Genomic DNA, 18,035 nt, shown 5'->3' on the forward strand with positions numbered 1-18,035 from the left:
GGACTGAACCCTCGAGGGGTTCTCCTCCCGAATCTCGTACAATGAAAAAAGCACCCTCTCGGGTGCTTCTTCATTGTATGGAGGTGAGGGGAGTCGAACCCCTGTCCGAAAATATCGCCACACAGGCATCTACGGGTGTAGTCACAGTTTTGATGTCACCCGAGCATCGCCCCGTAACCGGCTATGCGTTGGGTCAGCCTGATTGTCTTCCTACGTCCGACCCCAGGCGGAGACCAAACGTCGTATCCCACTATAGTTGAGCCCCTATCCCAGTCACATGGGCGATGCTGAGGAGGAGCACGCTAACAGGTTATTAAGCTGCTAAAGCGTAGTTGTTTTGTGTTTTGCCATTTAATAGGCTTTAGCGTTTTATAGTGGACGCGGCCCCACTACCCGCAACCCGTGCCCAAACTATCCCCGTCGAATCCAAGAACACCCCCGGATTGCCTTCGTTGCCGTCAGAGACGGTGAAGGTAAAAGAAAAGCAGGATAATCATTTGAGCCAAATTGCTTTCAAATCTTTGCTGCTAAATTAGTATAACACATGCTGATGAAAAATGAACGACTACGTTCATGGAAGTCGAGGAGTTGCCTTCCAGTATTGGTAGGCTACCTATCTGGCAATCTTCTGCTTCTCGCGCAGAGCACGTTGAATGTCTCGCTGTGCATCCTTTTTCGCTGCGGATTCACGCTTGTCGAACTGCTTTTTCCCTTTGCCTATGCCGACCAAAAGTTTGGCGTAACCATTCCGGATATACACCTTCAGTGGAACGAGGGTATAACCTTCTTGTTTTGCCTGGCCTAACATCTTGGCGATCTGGGCCTTTTTTAAGAGCAGCTTCCGCGTCCGTGTTGGATCTTCCGGATTGCTTCGGTTGCCTTGATCAAAAGGACTGATGTGCATGTTGTGTACAAATGCTTCGCCATTGCGAATAGTGGAAAAGCTATCGCCTATGTTTGCTTTACCTGCCCGTAAGGATTTGATCTCCGTGCCGGTCAGGACAAGACCGCATTCATACGTTTCTTCAATAAAATAGTCGTGTGAAGCCTTTTTGTTCTGGGCGAGCAATTTGCCATCTGCCTTCTTCGTTGCCACATGAGATCCTCCTCCCGCACGTTCAATGCAGGTAAATACTGCTACAATGTGCATCCTATTGTAGCAAGATCAAGGCGGAAAAGCAAGAAGCGGCGTTATCTCCGCCGCTTCTTGCTTCCATCGCCGTCGTCACTCCGACGACGACCACCCTTGGCGAGCGCGTTCACGCCGCTCGCCCAATCACTGCCGCCTGTGCTGCGTTCAGCAGCAGGCGAACCGCCACCCGCTTGGGCTTCGCCCCCAAGCGCAATCCCACCGCGGCCGCGCTTGCTTTCGCCGCGGGCAACACCGCTCTCTGTCCGCCCCGCGCCGACAGATTCAAGCCTTGCACTCAAGCTGCCGCCTTCGCTGAGCTTAGGACCGCCTGCTTTGCCGCGGCCAGCTCCACCTTTGCCGCGCTTCTCGCTCCACGGCGTGCTCCCTGCCTTACCGCGCCGGGTTTTGCCTTGTCCTGCTCCGCCCTCTGCGCGTCCGGCTCCACCTTCTGCGCGCCCAGCGCCTTCACCGCGCCCTTGCCCTGCTCCGGCTTCAGCACGCGCTGCCGCTTCTATTCTACGAGCTGCGCCACCTGCAGCACGTCCCGCTTCGCGCCCTTGACCTACTCCTTCAGCTGCACGTCCCATACCGCCACGCCCTTGACCGGCTCTTTCCTTACCTTCAACCGAACCTCCGGTTCTTTCCTTGCGCTCTCCGCCAGCAGCACCAGCTCCCTGAGCCTTCGCATAGCCGCCTTTGCCCTTAGCGGCAAATCCGCTCTTACCTTTTTCAGGTTTGCCTTTATCGGATCCCCCGCGGAAACCTTTAAAACCAGCTGCACCCTTAAATGGAGGTTTTCCACCGCGGTTTGAACTTCCTCCGCCGCGACTAAACCCGCCCTCTTTGCGAGGCTTCATATCGAGCAGTTCAAAATCAATTGTATGCTCATCCATATTGACACGAGCAACACGAATCTTGATCTCATCGCCAATTCGATAAATCTTGGACGTACGTTCACCTATGAGGGCAAACTGTCTCTCATGGAAATTGTAATAATCGTCGGTCAAATCGCTAAGGCGAATCAGGCCTTCAACCGTATTGTCGAGCTCCACGAACATACCGAAACCGGTAACACTGGAGATAATACCTTCGAATTCCTCGCCGACTTTATCCAGCATGTATTGAGCTTTCTTCAGCGCTTCCGTTTCACGTTCAGCATCAACGGCAACTCGCTCACGTTCTGAGGATTGCTGCGCAATATCACTCATCCGCGAAGACAAATATTCATGACGCTTATCGGATAATGTACCGCTGCTTTCCAGCACTTCGCGAATCACCCGATGAATAATTAAATCGGGATAACGGCGAATCGGAGATGTAAAGTGAGAATAAAATTCTGCCGCCAAACCAAAGTGCCCCAAACTCTGCGCATCATAGCGAGCTTGCTTCATGGAGCGAAGCATAATTTTACTAAGAACCGTCTCTTCAGGGGTCCCTTTAATTTCTTCCAAAAGCGCCTGCAAAGCCCGTGGATGTACCGAATTCCCTTTACCTTTAACCGAGTACCCGAAGTTCGTCACAAACTCCATGAAATTCATCAACTTTTCAGCATCCGGGTCTTCATGGACACGGTAAAGGAAAGGTACTTTCAACCATGAAAAATGCTCAGCAACCGTTTCATTGGCGGCTAACATAAACTCTTCGATCATCATTTCTGCGACGGAACGCTCTCTTTTCACAATATCCGTAGGCTTGCCTTCGGCATCGACGATAATTTTAGACTCCTCAAAATCAAAATCTATCGCCCCGCGCTTCATCCGTCTGGAACGCAGCCTTGCAGCCAGCTCTTCCATTCGTTTGAAATCTTCCATCAAGTAGTCATATTTCTCGACAATCTCCGGCTCCGCTTCACCAGTCAGAAGCTTACGCACATTCGTATACGTCATGCGTTCGCTAGTTTTAATAACACTCGTGAAAATTTCGTGGTTCACCAGTTTTAAATCCTCATCGAACTCCATCTCACAAGACATCGTTAAACGGTCTACACGAGGGTTCAACGAACATATTCCGTTAGACAATCTATGAGGCAGCATCGGGATAACACGATCAGTCAAATACACGGAGCAGCCGCGATTATAAGCTTCAATATCAAGCGCAGTACCTTCCCGCACATAATAGCTCACATCGGCAATGTGCACGCCCAAACGAAGATTCCCATTTTCCAGAAGCTCCACATTTACCGCGTCATCCAAGTCCTTCGCATCTTCACCATCAATCGTTACAATACGCTTGGAACGAAGATCGCGGCGTCCTTGATCAATAATTTCTGCTTCCGTAATGGAATCCGGTGCGGCATCTGCCTCAGCCAATACGCCCTCTTGGAAAGCCTCTGGCAGTTGGTGTTTACGTACGATTGCTAAAATATCAACACCTGGATCATCTTTGTGGCCAAGAATCTCGATAACTTCCCCTTCAGCCGCAGAACGTCCCTCTGGATAGTTAACAATCTTGACGACGACTTTTTGCCCCGTAACAGCTCCCATGAAGGCATGCTGAGGGATGAAAATATCCCGAGACACACGCTTATCATCCGCAATCACGAACCCAAACGTCTCCTGACTCTGAAAAACGCCAACAATTTGCGTATTCGCACGCGTAATAACTCGCACGACTTCCCCTTCAAGCCGGCCTCCGCCTTGACTCCTTGCCGTTATCTTTACGAAAACAATGTCGCCATTCATTGCGGTATTTAGATCATGTGCATTAATGTATACGTCCGGGTGGTCCCGATCATCTGGAATTAAGAAACCGAAGCCTTTGGCATGGGCTTGCAGCTTACCTCTCACCAAATTCATTCGTTCAGGAACGCCGTAGCGGTCATTTCCGCCTCTGACAATGTGACCACTTTCCTCTAATTGATTTAACAATTTAATAAAATCCTTAAACTCGTTCGCACTTTCAATCCCAAAATGCTTTTCAAGCTCCTTATAGGACATAGGCTTATAAGCCTCTTCTTGCATCAAACTTATGATTTCTTTATCTGTGATCATACTCTCTTCACCTTCTTGTTGTTGTTGAGCCTAGCTTTCTAATTCGCCGTACTTGCTTCCTTTACTCCATAGTATGCCACTTTCAGAGAAAGGATAAACGCAGTAATATCGGCATAGATAAGCTCTCTCTCTTGATCCAGCAGCATTCCGTGGGATGACTCTGGATAATAACGAAGTTCTTTCACTTGGGAACTAATGCGCTTATGTAAAAACGCTGCGCTTTCCTGATGGACCACGCCATCCTTGCTCCCTTGACCGATCCATATCGGTGCTTCGACTTGAGGCAGCAAGTTTTTCACTTGTTTTAACAGCTTGCGCAGGCTTACTACGCAACGAATCGGCGTTTTGGTATATGCACATGACTCATCTAATAACGTGGAGACTTGTTTGGGCTTCTTGGCTACATATTTGATAAAATATTGCAGCAGTACGGCCAGCGCCGACTTCCTTGATGTCAAAAAAATAGGCGTAGCCAGCGAAATAACGCCAGCCGCATGACGTTCCACAGCCAGCTTCAAGGCGAGCAGTCCGCCCATGGAATGTCCCATAACAATAACGCTTTTGCATTTAGCTGCAAGCTCGTCATAACTCTCCAGCACATGCCCATACCAATCCGTCCATCCGGTTCGTATCATTTCTTCGGGTGAGGTGCCGTGTCCTGGAAGCTTTACAGCCTGGATGGTGTAGCCTTCATCTCTGAGCACATATCCAATCCTTCTAAACTCCGAGGGCGACCCCGTGAATCCGTGGATCATCAATATGCCTGTCTCTTGATTATCTCCACTTCCCGACCAAAAGAATGGTTCTGTCGACTTGTAAATTCTGCTCTCGATGGTAACCAACTCCTACTCCTAACACCCGTTTAAAATGAAAAAACAGCAGGAGTATATTTCCCCTGCTGTTATCGTTTTATGTGTGTTAAGCCTTCACTACGTATGCTACGACAATGGAAAGAATGAAAAATGCAGCAGCAAGCCCCATAGTAAAACGGGACAAAAATAGATCCAAACCGCGTGCTTTTTGCTTACCAAATAAGTGTTCTGCACCACCGGAAATGGCACCGGACAAACCTGCGCTTTTACCTTTTTGTAAAAGTACAATCGCAATTAATCCAACCGAAGCTATGATTAACAAAATTTTCATAAAGATTACCATGTTATTAGCACCCCAATTGCCTGTTCTTTGCCTTATACAACTAGCATGAGTATTTTAACACAGTTCGTCCTAGAATACAACAAAGAGGCACCCTAGTGATTCCCCTTCTAGTCACGGTAGGACGGTGTTGGTGATTGTCGGCTAGAGCTCCTAGCACGTTTGTTACGTCCTAGAAAAGCTTGCACGGCTTGTTTCGCACACAACAAAGCAAATAGTGTGAAGCCGACGGCCCATACTATAGCCGGAATACCGGTATGCAGTGCCAGATTCGTGGCATCACCCGCTTGCCGGGCATTGCCCCATGCATAGATGATCAGAGAGAATGGGCCAAACACAGACTCTTCCAAGCATAAGAAAGCGAGCAATAAATAATAGAAATCACTTAACCATTTGGGCGTAAGCGCCAAAATAATGATTGTCAGAGCAATGAAGCCAACTAAGAACGTGATTCCAAAACCATTTCGCACGAACAATATTAACGAAAGACCAGATAGGAGAATCATAACCTGCAATCCTAAACGCTGCTTGCCCCTCGAATAAGCTGAGAACAGGAACCACGCAAAGAGCGAGGCGGTTATATAACCTGCTAAGGCTACCGGGATGATTGCCCATTGCTTCGTAATTGATGAATAAGTAACCCCGCTATGATCCTGATAGAGCTCAATGTACATCACTTTTCCCGATAGGGCCAAAGTGACTACTGCATGCCCAAACTCATGAACCATCGTGTCGATGTTGCGAAAAAAAGAAGAAGGGATCCAGTGCGTGAGCAACGCGGAACCTATCAGAAATAAAATAGTTTTCACCCAATTGCTCATACAGCAGACCCCCAAGGTATTTAATTATTTACTACGATTTATATTATTTAAAGTTTCTCAAGTTGTAGAATGCTTTTTTACCAGCGTATTGAGCTACAGTGAACAACTCGTCTTCGATACGAAGAAGTTGGTTGTATTTCGCTACACGGTCCGTACGGGACGGAGCACCTGTTTTGATTTGACCAGCGTTTGTAGCAACAGCGATATCAGCGATTGTGCTGTCTTCGCTCTCACCGGAACGGTGGGAGATAACCGCTGTGTAACCAGCGCGTTTTGCCATTTCGATCGCATCAAAAGTCTCAGTAAGTGTACCGATTTGGTTAACTTTAACCAAGATGGAGTTACCGATGTTTTGCTCGATACCTGTGGAAAGGCGCTCAGTGTTCGTAACGAACAGATCGTCACCAACCAGTTGTACTTTGCTGCCCAATTTCTCAGTAAGCAATTTCCAACCTTCCCAATCGTCTTCGGAACAACCATCTTCAACTGTGATGATTGGATATTTATCAACCCATGCAGCAAGGAAGTCAACCCACTCAGCGGATGTGAAGGATTTGCCTTCGCCTTCAAGGTGGTATTTACCATCTTTGAAGAACTCAGTGGAAGCTACGTCCATACCCAAGAATACATCAACACCTGGTTTGTAGCCAGCTTTTTCAATGGCTGTAAGGATGGTAGTGATTGCTTCTTCGTTGGAAGTGAAGTTAGGAGCGAACCCGCCTTCGTCGCCAACAGCTGTGTTAAGGCCTTTTTCTTTCAATACGGATTTCAAGCTATGGAAAATCTCAGCGCCAATGCGAAGAGCTTCTTTGAATGTAGGCGCGCCTACCGGCAGAACCATGAACTCTTGAACGTCAACGTTGTTATCGGCATGCGCCCCACCGTTGATGATGTTCATCATAGGAACTGGAAGCGTCTTAGCGTTGAATCCGCCAAGGTATACGTAAAGTGGAACATCCAAAGCGTCAGCAGCTGCGCGAGCTACTGCCATGGAAACAGCTAGGATCGCGTTAGCGCCTAATTTTGCTTTGTTAGGAGTACCGTCAAGCTCGATCATTTTGTGGTCGATGCCAACTTGATCAAGCGCATCTAGACCGATGATTTCAGGAGCGATGATTTCGTTCACGTTCTCAACGGCTTTCAGAACGCCTTTACCAAGGTAACGGCCTTTGTCACCATCACGAAGCTCAACAGCCTCGTATGCGCCTGTGGAAGCGCCTGAAGGTACGATAGCGCGGCCGAATGCGCCGGACTCTAGATATACTTCTACCTCTACTGTCGGGTTACCGCGGGAATCCAATACTTCGCGTGCATAAACATCAGAAATAATCGTCATTGTTAGAAAACACTCCTTTAATATTATGGTTTAATTAGCGCTTTATGATGGTTGTCCCGGTCATTTGTTCCGGTTGTGTAACCTCTAAGAAGTCTAGCATCGTTGGGGCAATATCTGCCAAAATTCCGCCGTCTCTTAGTGTAACAGATTTGTCCGTAACAATAAAAGGCACAGGATTCGTTGTATGTGCTGTATTGCGTGATCCATCTGCGTTCGTAACAACATCCGCATTCCCGTGATCGGCTGTAATGCACACCACGCCGCCTTTGGCGAGGATTGCTTCTACCACTTGACCTAGACAAGCATCTGTTGCTTCGATTGCTTTCACCGTTGGCTCCAACAAACCGGAGTGACCTACCATGTCAGGGTTAGCGAAGTTGAGAATGATCACGTCATGACGCTCATCTTCGACTTCCTTAACCACAGCAGCTGCCAACTCATATGCACTCATTTCTGGTTGCAAATCGTACGTAGCTACTTTCGGCGAAGGAATGAGAAGACGCGTTTCACCTGGCAATTCAGCATCACGCCCGCCGCTGAAGAAGAACGTCACATGCGGATATTTCTCAGTTTCCGCTGCGCGAAGCTGCTTCAGACCATTCTGAGCCAGCACTTCTCCGAGGGTGTTGTCCAGATCCTTAGGCTTGTAGGCAACGAAGCCTTCTACGGACTCACTGAACAATGTCAGACATACGTAGTACAGGTTCTTAGCTGCTTTAGGACCACGGTCAAAGCCGCGGAAATCTTCATTCGTGAAGACTTGTGAAAGCTGAATCGCACGGTCAGGGCGGAAGTTGAAGAAGATAACTGCATCCCCTGATTCTACAAGACCTACCGGCTTGCCGTCATCACCAACGATAACCGTTGGCATAACGAACTCGTCGAAGACAGATTTCTCATACGATTCAACAATAGCTTTCATTGGATCTGTGTAAGCAGGGCCCTCGCCATAAACCATGGCACGGTAGGATTTCTCCGTCCGCTCCCAACGCTTATCGCGATCCATCGCATAATAGCGGCCTTGAACAGTCGCAATATGCCCTACGCCGACTTCCATGATTTTGTGCTGCAGGCTGGCCATATAACTCTTTGCAGAGTCGGGAGCCACGTCGCGGCCATCTAAGAAAGCATGGATGTACACATCATCAAATTGTTCTTTTTTAGCCAAGTCCAGCAAAGCGAACAAATGCTGAATGTGACTATGTACTCCGCCATCGGAGAGCAGTCCGTAGAGGTGCAGCTTCTTTCCGTTCTCTTTTGCATGATGAAATGCGCCTAGAATCGTTTCATTATCGTAAAATTCACCATCACGAATCGATTTGGAAATCCGCGTCAGATCCTGATAAACGATACGGCCTGCGCCGATGTTCAAGTGTCCCACTTCAGAATTCCCCATCTGGCCTTCCGGCAAACCTACGGCCTCACCGCTAGCGGTAAGGGTTGTATGTGGATAACTCGTCCAGTAACGGTCGTAGTTAGGCTTTTTGGCATGAGCAACCGCATTCCCCTGCTCTTCTGAGCGGAGTCCGAAGCCATCGAGAATGATGAGTGCTACCGGTTTCGGTCTGGACATGTTACTTCGCCCCCTGGACAAGCTGGATGTAGGAAGCTGACTCTAAGCTCGCTCCGCCTACAAGTGCGCCGTCAATGTCAGGCTGTGCCATATACTCAGCAATGTTGTTCGGCTTCACGCTGCCGCCGTATTGAATGCGAACCGCATCAGCTACGGACGCGCCATATAGACCGCTCACAAGCTGACGAATGTAGCCGATAACATCTTGTGCATCTGCAGCAGTGGAAGATTTACCTGTTCCAATAGCCCAGATTGGCTCATAAGCGATAACAACTTGCGCTGCTTGCTCTGCGCTAAGACCAGCAAAAGCTGCTTCTGTTTGCACTTTACAAACATCTTTCGTTTGACCCGCTTCGCGCTCTTCCAACTTCTCGCCTACGCAAAGGATTGGAGTTAAGCCGTGTTTGAAAGCCGCTACGACTTTCTTATTCACGATTTCATCTGTCTCAGCGAAATAAGCTCTACGCTCGGAGTGACCGATAATGACATACTCTACGCCTAGATCTTTCAGCATAACGCCGCTGATTTCACCTGTGAACGCGCCATTGTCTTCAAAATGCAGATTTTGTGCGCCTACATGAACATCGGTACCTTTTGCAGCTTCAACTAGAGCTGGCAGATTCGTGAACGGAGAGCAAATTACGCTTTCTACGCCTTCAACTGTGCTGCCTTTTACTTCGTTCACGAAGCTAATAGCTTCGGAAACGGTTTTGAACATTTTCCAGTTACCCGCGATAATCGGTTTTCTACTCATTGGATAGGCTCTCCTTAAAGTTATTCGCCAGAATAACTGGCATCGTAAGCATTCACTGTGTGAAAATCATTATTTATCGTTCAAGGCTACTACGCCTGGCAATGCTTTACCTTCCATAAACTCCAAGGAAGCTCCGCCACCTGTGGACATATGGTTCATTTGTTCAGCCAAGTGGAATTTCTCTGTTGCTGCAGCGGAATCGCCACCACCGATAACCGTGTAACCTTCAGTAGTTGCACAAGCTTGCGCTACAGCACGTGTACCATGGGAGAAAGGCTCGATTTCGAAAACGCCCATCGGTCCGTTCCAAACAACCAGTTTGGATTTCGCGATAACGTCTGCGTATAGTTCACGTGTTTTCGGTCCGATATCAATACCTTCCCAATCAGCAGGAATGCCGTCAACGTCAACGATTTGTGTGTTCGCATCTGCGCCGAATTTATCAGCAACAACGATATCAACTGGAATCAAGAAGTTAACGCCTTTTTCTTTCGCTTTTTCAATAAAGCTAAGCGCTAGGTCGAGTTTCTCGTTATCCACGAGAGATTTACCGATTTCGTGACCTTGTGCTTTCAGGAATGTATAAGTCAGACCGCCGCCAATAAGGACGTTATCTGCAATGTTCAGGAGGTTGTTAATGACAGCGATTTTGTCTTTCACTTTGGATCCGCCAACGATGGCTGTGAAAGGACGCTCTGGGTTGTTCAATGCTTTACCTAGCACATCAAGTTCTTTCTCCATCAATAAGCCGGAAACCGCTGGAATGAAGTGTGCGATTCCTTCTGTCGAAGCATGCGCACGGTGAGCTGCACCAAATGCATCATTGACGAACAGGTCTGCAAGCTCGGCAAAAGCTTTTGCCAATTCAGGATCATTCTTCTCTTCGCCTTCATTGAAACGAACGTTTTCAAGCAAGAGAACGTCACCACTTTCTAGAGCATCCACTTGCGCTTTCACGATTTCGCCAACCGATACATCCGCTTTAATCACGGATTGACCAAGCAATTCAGCCAATTTTGCAGCCACAGGTGTTAAACGTAATTCTTCAACGACTTGACCATTTGGACGTCCGAAGTGACTTGCAAGAATGACTTTCGCACCTTTTTCGACTAAAAATTTAATCGTAGGCAGTGTTTCTCTGATCCGTGTATCGTCAGTGATCTGACCATTTTCTACAGGTACGTTGAAATCAACGCGAACAAATACTCTTTTACCAGCTACTTCAACATCGCGAACACTTTTCTTACTCATAGGTCAAAGCCTCCTGAACATAATATAGGGATCTTTGAGTAGAGCTCAAAGTCTCTCCTTTTTAGGGATCTTTGAGCGGAGCTCAAAGTCTCTCCTTGTAGGGTATACTTCCTGTCAACCTTTTCTAGGGGTAAATCGCACATAAAGAGGAGAATCTCTTCTCCCCTTCATGTGTTTTCCAAATCTGTGATTAGTAAATATTATAGACCTTTTTTAGCAATGAAAGCTACTAAATCAACAACACGGTTGGAATAGCCCCACTCGTTATCGTACCAGGAAACCACTTTCAGCATGTTGTCGCCAACTACCATTGTGGAAAGAGCATCGATTGTGGAGGAAGCTGGGTCACCATTGAAGTCGCTGGATACAAGCGGATCTTCTGTGTAATTCAAAATGCCTTTAAGAGGGCCTTCGGAAGCTGCTTTCAGAGCTGCGTTTACTTCGTCAACTGTTACGTTAACTTTAAGCTCAACAACCAAATCAGTTACGGATACGTTAGGTGTAGGAACACGCATAGCCATACCGTTCAATTTGCCTTTAAGTTCTGGAAGAACAAGACCGATTGCTTTTGCTGCACCAGTGCTGGAAGGAATGATGTTCTCAGCTGCTGCGCGAGCACGACGAAGGTCTTTATGAGGAACGTCAAGCACGGATTGGTCATTTGTGTAAGAGTGAACAGTTGTCATCATACCTTTTACGATACCGAAGCTATCGTTGATAACTTTCGCGAAAGGAGCCAGACAGTTTGTTGTACAAGAAGCGTTGGAGATAATTGTATGAGCTGCTGGATCGTATTTATCTTCGTTCACACCAAGTACGATTGTGATATCTTCGTCGGAAGCTGGAGCGGAAATGATAACTTTCTTAGCTCCGCCTTTCAAGTGAAGGGCTGCTTTTTCTTTAGCTGTGAAAATACCAGTAGATTCGATAACGATTTCTGCACCTACAGATGCCCAAGGCAGGTTCCCAGGGTCACGCTCAGCAAAAACTTTGATGGAACGACCGTTAACGATCAATTCGCCTTCACCAGCTTCAACTGTAGCGTCTAGTTTACCGTGAGTTGTGTCATATTTGAGCAAATGAGCCAATGTTTTAACGTCAGTCAAATCGTTTACTGCAACGATCTGTACTTCTGAATTGTTCAAAGCTGCGCGAAATACGTTACGACCAATACGTCCGAAACCATTAATACCTACTTTTGTTGTCATAGCCAATTCCTCCTAAGATTAAATAAATAATTATATTTCAAAACGCAGCTGATGAAGGCATACGTTATGATGTCTTTCGTCTTTATTAAACATGTTTCATAATTTCCAAAGCTGCTGCCTCATCGGTTACAAGAACATCTTCCTGTCCATGACGAAGCACGGAAGCGATCGCTTCCCCCTTACTCTTCCCGCCGGCTACACCAATAACGACTTCAATACGCTGAAGATCCTCCAGACGAAGCCCTACGGTTGGCATCTTGTGAACCACATTTCCTTGGCGGTCAAAATAGTACCCTAACGCCTCTGCGAGAGCACCCTCGAGTTCCAGACTGCGTGTCGTCTCAGCGTCCACCTTACGTCTGCGTGCCATGACCATAGCATCCCCGATACCGTGTACAACGATGCGACAACTACGAACAGCGTCAACAACTTCTTGAATTTGCGGATCTTGGATAAGCGATTGGTAGGCTTCCTCCCCGAGATGATCCGGTACATGCAGCAATCGGTATTTACCGCCTGTTTTCTTGGCCATAATAGAAGCAATGGTGTTCGCCTGCATATCCACACTTTCACCAAGTCCACCGCGAGCCGGTACGAACCAGCTGCCTTTCATGGAAGAGGATATCGCCAGGTTATTGGCAATCTGCGCCATCGTAGATCCGCCGGTTACAGCGATGATATCATCTTTGGACACGTACTTGCGGAGTGCTGCTGCACCTGCACGTCCTAGCTCCTTCTTCGTAAATACCGAAGTGTCGGAATCACCAGGAACAACAATCACTTGCGAGATGCCATATGACTTAGCAATACTTTCCTCCAAGTCCGTTAATCCAAAAGCCATCTTAATGATGGGCTGCATGTCCTCGAGCAATTGACGACCCGATTCACTAATCTTCATCCCTGTTGCATCCGATTCGAGAAGTCCAAGCTCCTTAAGGAAATCAACTTCCCCGCGCAGCACGCGTTCGGTCATATCGAGCGAAGAAGCTAACGTTCTGCGTCCGACAACACCGGAGACTAAGATATGATGTAAAATCGAGTACCGCTTCTTCATGATGTCCATGAGATCCGGCAAGAGCTGTTTCTGAATGTCAAGAATTTCTCTCATATGACGACTTATAACGCTCCTGATCCGTCGATGGACGTTTTATGTCCCGGGTATACATTTTGTGTCCCACCCGGGCGAAAAAAAAGTTCCTTACCCAAATCCCAAATCAGAAAGAGGAATTCACTGAAGATTGTTCTGCGTGAATGCTTTCTGATAGCTTACTATTTCATTATAACCAATTTTCTTTCCAGATTCAACATTTGTTCAAACATTTTTCACTAATATGGGCTGAAAGGGCTTACTGTCTTGCTTTTTCTGGGCGTCTGACATATAATAACCCTTGCTTCACTTATTAACTTTTTATGCGCCCGTGGTCCAATGGATATGACGTAGGCCTCCGAAGCCTGAGATAAAGGTTCGATTCCTTTCGGGCGCGTTCTTAAGAATTACAGCAGAATCAGCACCAGATTGGCCAAAATCAGCATCCTTGCTGATTTTTTTTATTGTTAGTTTGACCTTTCTTGACCTTCAGAGGTTTTTTCGTTATCATACTTGTAGATACTGTAAACAGTATGTACAAAGGAGATCAATTTCATTATTCTATGATTACATTGACTCCACGTATCCATCTTTTAAACCATGTACCCACCCCAAGGAGGTCATTCTCATGAGTTTTATTCCTATGGTCGTCGAACAGGACGCGCGCGGTGAAAGAGGGTATGACATCTACTCTCGCTTGCTGAAGGACCGCATTATTTTCTTAGGCACGGGTGTCAACGATGTTGTGGCTAATTCCATCATTGCTCAGCTACTTTTCTTGGCCGCACAAGATCCTGATAAAGATATCTCGCTTTACATCAACAGCCCTGGCGGGTCCATTACAGCTGGTATGGCTATCTTTGACACGATGCAGTTCATTAAGCCAGACGTATCCACGATCTGCGTTGGTATGGCTGCTTCTATGGGGGCATTCCTCCTCACAGCAGGTGCCAAAGGCAAACGTTACGCCTTGCCTAACAGCGAAGTTATGATTCACCAACCACTTGGTGGTGCTGAAGGTCAAGCCTCAGACATCGAAATCCGCGCTAAGCGTATTTTGAAAATGAGAGACAACCTGAACAAAATCCTCGCAGAGCGTACGGGTCAAACTTTCGAGCGCATCGAAAAGGACACAGACCGCGACAACTTCATGAGCGCTGCGGAAGCGGCCGAATACGGACTCATCGATAAAGTTATCGAGCGCGTCTAATTTGTAAAATAAAAACCAGCCTGCGGTGACTGCTCAAATGAGCGGTTCTGCGGCTGGTTTTTTTATTGGATCTCCCCACTCTTCCCTTCTCACCGCCGCCGTAAGCTCGAAAAAAAAGAGCCTCCAGAGACACTAGTGTTATGCAACACTGGATCTCCATAGGCTCTTTTCTATTCAAACTTATCTTAATTCTTCTCATCCAATGGATAGAAAATCAGGTCAATCGGGAATGCCGAGCCTGCCGGAGGCGTGAACTCGATGTCCAGCGCGTCTTCCGTACCTGTTGTACGAGCTAGCACTTCCATTCCGTCAAATGCTGTAATGACACCGGAATAAGGAACCGGAATGATTTCACCGTTTATTTTGAATGGTCCTTTGAACACGCCGCCTTTGGCCATAATCATAACAGCCATTTTGCGCGGCTTATCCGCATGGATTTTATAAACCACGCCATAATTACCGCCATTCTCTACATTCTGCTTACGCATCACGTCATACCCTTTAACGAACGGATCCGTCTTATTATCACCAATCGTTAGTACCGACGTTTTCGTGAAGCTTGAGGCGTCTATATCCCATTTAATTTCCGATGTCGGGAATGTGCCGCGTACGTGGCCTGTGAAGCCCAATAACGGAAGCTCCTGCGCTATCGTTGGCGTCAGCATGCGATCCGTCACACCGAATGAGATTTGCAGCTCACCGTCTGTTTCTACATCGTAAAATAAGTTCACGCCCTGTCCCGGATAGAAGTCCGGAAGCTTCGCATACACGTAAGTCTCATGAGGAGGCACTGTCAGTTCGTCCGTATACACATTGCCTAGAAGAAAGTCTACGGACGCTTCACTACCGATCAAATTCGCATAAACGGAGGGATACACCTCTCCTTTATTCGTTGTCTTGATCTTAACCGGTTTATCCGAGTTATTCGTTGCGAATATCGCCATGGTCATCTTCTGCTTAGTACCGTTGATATGATCGGCATACAGTCGCGCCTTACCATTGATGTTATCGCGGTACAGAATACCGCTCTCTGTAAATTCCTCCGGACTATCACTCACTAGCAGCGTACGCCCTGGAACTTCGGTTACTTTCTTAGGCAAAGGAGCCATCTCATTGAAATGAGCCCAAATCGTGCCCCAGTCTGACTTGATGAAACCACCAACCGGCTTCATATAAATCGGGTATTCCACTTCAGTCAAATAAGGTTCATTAACCACCGTTACAAAGCTTTTGAACAATTTACTTACATGTCCGTGACCATCTTTAACCGTCAACGTAACCGGATATTTACCTGGTTTGAAAAAGGCTTCCTGATTACCTGCCCAATCATAGGATGCAATACCTTCTGCATCGGGATCATAGCTAAGATCGAGATACTTCACAGGCTCTCCAAGACGGTATGTAGGCTTTGCTGTTGTAAACTTAGCTACAGGTCTGGAGTTGCTATCCTGGTCAATGTAGATGCCTTCAGGCGTCTTAAAGTGTACGATTTCCACTCGGCGAAGTTCGTTGTTATATTTATACTTCGCGCCCATATAATCGGCTAACCAAGTTAGCTTCACCAGAAGCTTTCCATTAACGATTGCAGCAACCGAGTTAAAATCCGTATCTACCCCATTGGTCGTCACGGTCTTATGATCAGCATCGAGAACGATGTTGTAACCCGGAGGGGTCATCTGAATAGTCCGTGAAGCATCATTCCATTCCACCTTGAAACCCATTGTATCCCCGAGGAACTTAGCAGGGACAAATGTACTTCCATTGATTATCGTAGACGGAGACTCCAAATGGATTTGCTCCTCATTCACGAAAGCTTCTGACTTATCGATATAAAGTAAAATGAAGGACGAGCTTGTCGATACCGCGTAAGCTGCCGGCGCTGTTATCGTACTAGCAAGAAACACGATGAACGCAAGCAGGAGGGTAACCTCTTTTTTTAGCGAATTCAATTTCATTCTCTTCTCTGGCTCCTTTAACATTTGAATGCAGCACGGCAGAAACGGCAAATAGCCCTTTCCTCCGCCAGCCACGTACATTAGACGTCGACAAGAGAAAAAGGTTGCTAATTTCCCTAATTGTTAACAAATTTGACACTTATTAAACTTTGCTGTACTGTACGGCCACTTCACTCGCAAAAAAGCCTCCTCGAGAGGAAGCTTTTGAAGGATTATTGGTTTTCCAATTCTTCCTTGCTAACTAATGTGACTAAAGCGTTTACAGCCTGCTCGGCGTCCGAACCTTCTGCACTTATGAAGACTTCGGTCCCTGTACTGATCGCAAGACTCATAATTCCCATGATGCTTTTCGCATTCACTTTCTTTTCATCCTTCTCAACAAAGATCTCGGATGAAAATTTATTCGCCTCTTGAACAAACAATGCCGCAGGTCTGGCATGAAGTCCTGTTCTCAACTTCACAACGACTGGACGTCTGGACATGGAACTAATTCCCCCTAATATGGAGCTTATATGAATTACTATTGATAACAGTGCTATACCCTATGTTTTAACATTATAGCATTTTTCCCCGAAGTACACTAGAAAAAATGAGAAAAACTTATAGATGCGCTGTACAGGGGCTTCTTATCTACGAATTCCGCTGTTTTTCAGCCAATTCGTCGATTTTCCGCAGACGATGATTGACGCCGGATTTGCTTACACTGCCCTTAAGCATGTCGCCAACTTCCTTGAGATTCAGATCGGGGTGCTGAAGTCTTATTTCGGCAACCTCTCTTAGCTTCTCAGGCAAGCTATCCAGTCCAACCTCCCTTTGCAGGAGGCGGATATTTTCGATCTGTCTAACAGCAGCACCAATCGTCTTGTTGAGGTTCGCTGTTTCACAATTGACAATGCGATTCACCGAGTTACGCATATCCTTCATGATCCGGACATCCTCAAAGCGCAGAAGCGCTTGATGTGCCCCAATGATACTTAGAAACTCGATAATCTTCTCGCCTTCCTTGATATACAAGACGAAACCTTTTTTGCGTTCGATGCAGCGGGCATTCAAATCGAATTTGTTCGCAAGCTGTGACAATGCCTTACAATGCTCTTCGTAAATCGAGGCAATCTCGAGATGATAAGAAGAACCCTCGGGATTATTCACCGAGCCTCCAGCCATGAATGCCCCGCGAAGATAGGCCCGTTTGCAGCAGTTGCCTCGAATGATCTCTTTGTTAATTCCCGTGGTGAAGATGAACCCTTCGGAAACAATTTTCAGATCACTGAGGAGCTCTTGAACTTGACCAGGAACTCTAACGATGTACACGTTATTCTTCTTCAAACGCATTTTTTTACGCACGAGCAGTTCCGTGTGTAATTTGTACGTCTTTTTGATTAGCGTATATATCCGCCTAGCAATAGCTGCATTTTCGGTGGAGATATCAAGTACGACGCGTTGGCTGGTTAACTGCACAGATCCATTCATTCGAATCAAAGCCGACAGCTCCGCTTTCTCACAACATGCTTCCGCATCTGTAATTAGCGTTAATTCTTTTTTGGTTGTTGCCGCAAAGGACAAGGG

15 protein-coding genes, 1 tRNA gene and 1 other RNA gene are annotated in these 18,035 nt (G+C 46.9%); 2 read left to right on the forward strand and 15 right to left on the reverse strand.

All coding sequences use genetic code 11. The features are described 5' to 3' along the window. Nucleotides 1–75: 75 nt before the first annotated feature. From ssrA to ASG85_RS11700, 12 genes are all read right to left on the reverse strand, one after another. Nucleotides 76–440, reverse strand: a transfer-messenger RNA (tmRNA) gene (ssrA, locus tag ASG85_RS11645). A gap of 173 nt (nt 441–613) precedes the next feature. After that, nucleotides 614–1,096 carry an SsrA-binding protein SmpB gene (gene smpB / locus ASG85_RS11650; RefSeq protein ID WP_047679001.1) on the reverse strand — a complete coding sequence of 161 codons (483 nt, stop codon included), beginning with the start codon at nt 1,094–1,096 and terminating at the stop codon, nt 614–616. Nucleotides 1,097–1,191: 95 nt separating this feature from the next. Then, nucleotides 1,192–4,122, reverse strand: coding sequence for a ribonuclease R (gene rnr, locus ASG85_RS11655; RefSeq protein ID WP_082588059.1), 2,931 nt, complete (start codon nt 4,120–4,122; stop codon nt 1,192–1,194). 38 nt (nt 4,123–4,160) lie between these two features. After that, nucleotides 4,161–4,964 carry an alpha/beta hydrolase gene (locus ASG85_RS11660; RefSeq protein ID WP_235550109.1) on the reverse strand — a complete coding sequence of 268 codons (804 nt, stop codon included), beginning with the start codon at nt 4,962–4,964 and terminating at the stop codon, nt 4,161–4,163. A 76-nt stretch (nt 4,965–5,040) separates the two neighbouring features. After that, nucleotides 5,041–5,277, reverse strand: a complete 237-nt coding sequence (secG, locus tag ASG85_RS11665; RefSeq protein WP_057302612.1) for a preprotein translocase subunit SecG — start codon at nt 5,275–5,277, stop codon at nt 5,041–5,043. Between the two features lie 107 nt (nt 5,278–5,384). Then, entirely contained in the window at nt 5,385–6,095 is a 711-nt protein-coding gene (locus tag ASG85_RS11670; RefSeq protein ID WP_057302613.1) for a M50 family metallopeptidase, read from the reverse strand. Nucleotides 6,096–6,138: 43 nt separating this feature from the next. After that, nucleotides 6,139–7,431, reverse strand: coding sequence for a phosphopyruvate hydratase (eno, locus tag ASG85_RS11675; RefSeq protein ID WP_047678993.1), 1,293 nt, complete (start codon nt 7,429–7,431; stop codon nt 6,139–6,141). 34 nt (nt 7,432–7,465) lie between these two features. After that, entirely contained in the window at nt 7,466–9,004 is a 1,539-nt protein-coding gene (gene gpmI / locus ASG85_RS11680) for a 2,3-bisphosphoglycerate-independent phosphoglycerate mutase (RefSeq protein WP_060646317.1), read from the reverse strand. Nucleotide 9,005: 1 nt separating this feature from the next. Beyond that, on the reverse strand, nt 9,006–9,758 hold the full coding sequence (gene tpiA, locus ASG85_RS11685) for a triose-phosphate isomerase (RefSeq protein WP_057302615.1): 753 nt from the start codon (nt 9,756–9,758) through the stop codon (nt 9,006–9,008). A 69-nt stretch (nt 9,759–9,827) separates the two neighbouring features. Next, on the reverse strand, nt 9,828–11,009 hold the full coding sequence (locus ASG85_RS11690; protein WP_060646318.1) for a phosphoglycerate kinase: 1,182 nt from the start codon (nt 11,007–11,009) through the stop codon (nt 9,828–9,830). A gap of 200 nt (nt 11,010–11,209) precedes the next feature. Continuing rightward, nucleotides 11,210–12,217 (reverse strand): type I glyceraldehyde-3-phosphate dehydrogenase, encoded by a 1,008-nt coding sequence (gene gap, locus ASG85_RS11695; protein WP_060646319.1) that lies wholly within the window; start codon nt 12,215–12,217, stop codon nt 11,210–11,212. 85 nt (nt 12,218–12,302) lie between these two features. Beyond that, nucleotides 12,303–13,325 carry a sugar-binding transcriptional regulator gene (locus ASG85_RS11700; protein WP_060646320.1) on the reverse strand — a complete coding sequence of 341 codons (1,023 nt, stop codon included), beginning with the start codon at nt 13,323–13,325 and terminating at the stop codon, nt 12,303–12,305. Between the two features lie 304 nt (nt 13,326–13,629). Here ASG85_RS11700 and ASG85_RS11705 point away from each other — a divergent pair. Both ASG85_RS11705 and clpP read left to right on the forward strand, forming a co-directional pair. Next, nucleotides 13,630–13,701, forward strand: a tRNA-Arg gene (locus ASG85_RS11705). Between the two features lie 231 nt (nt 13,702–13,932). Beyond that, complete coding sequence (clpP, locus tag ASG85_RS11710) at nt 13,933–14,514, forward strand: ATP-dependent Clp endopeptidase proteolytic subunit ClpP (RefSeq protein WP_029195996.1); 582 nt, start codon at nt 13,933–13,935, stop codon at nt 14,512–14,514. 185 nt (nt 14,515–14,699) lie between these two features. Here clpP and ASG85_RS11715 read toward each other — a convergent pair whose 3' ends face one another. The 3 genes from ASG85_RS11715 to whiA all read right to left on the reverse strand — a co-directional run bounded on the left by ASG85_RS11715 (nt 14,700) and on the right by whiA (nt 18,032). After that, a complete protein-coding gene (locus ASG85_RS11715) occupies nt 14,700–16,469 on the reverse strand; it encodes a stalk domain-containing protein (RefSeq protein WP_060646321.1) in 1,770 nt (589 codons plus the stop codon). Nucleotides 16,470–16,681: 212 nt separating this feature from the next. Beyond that, nucleotides 16,682–16,951: an HPr family phosphocarrier protein gene (locus tag ASG85_RS11720; RefSeq protein ID WP_028555561.1), complete on the reverse strand. Its 270-nt coding sequence runs from the start codon at nt 16,949–16,951 to the stop codon at nt 16,682–16,684. A gap of 148 nt (nt 16,952–17,099) precedes the next feature. Beyond that, nucleotides 17,100–18,032, reverse strand: coding sequence for a DNA-binding protein WhiA (whiA, locus tag ASG85_RS11725; RefSeq protein ID WP_029195994.1), 933 nt, complete (start codon nt 18,030–18,032; stop codon nt 17,100–17,102). Nucleotides 18,033–18,035: the final 3 nt, after the last annotated feature.

This window comes from Paenibacillus sp. Soil724D2 (genome assembly GCF_001427935.1).
Classification (GTDB): Bacteria; Bacillota; Bacilli; order Paenibacillales; family NBRC-103111; genus Paenibacillus_E.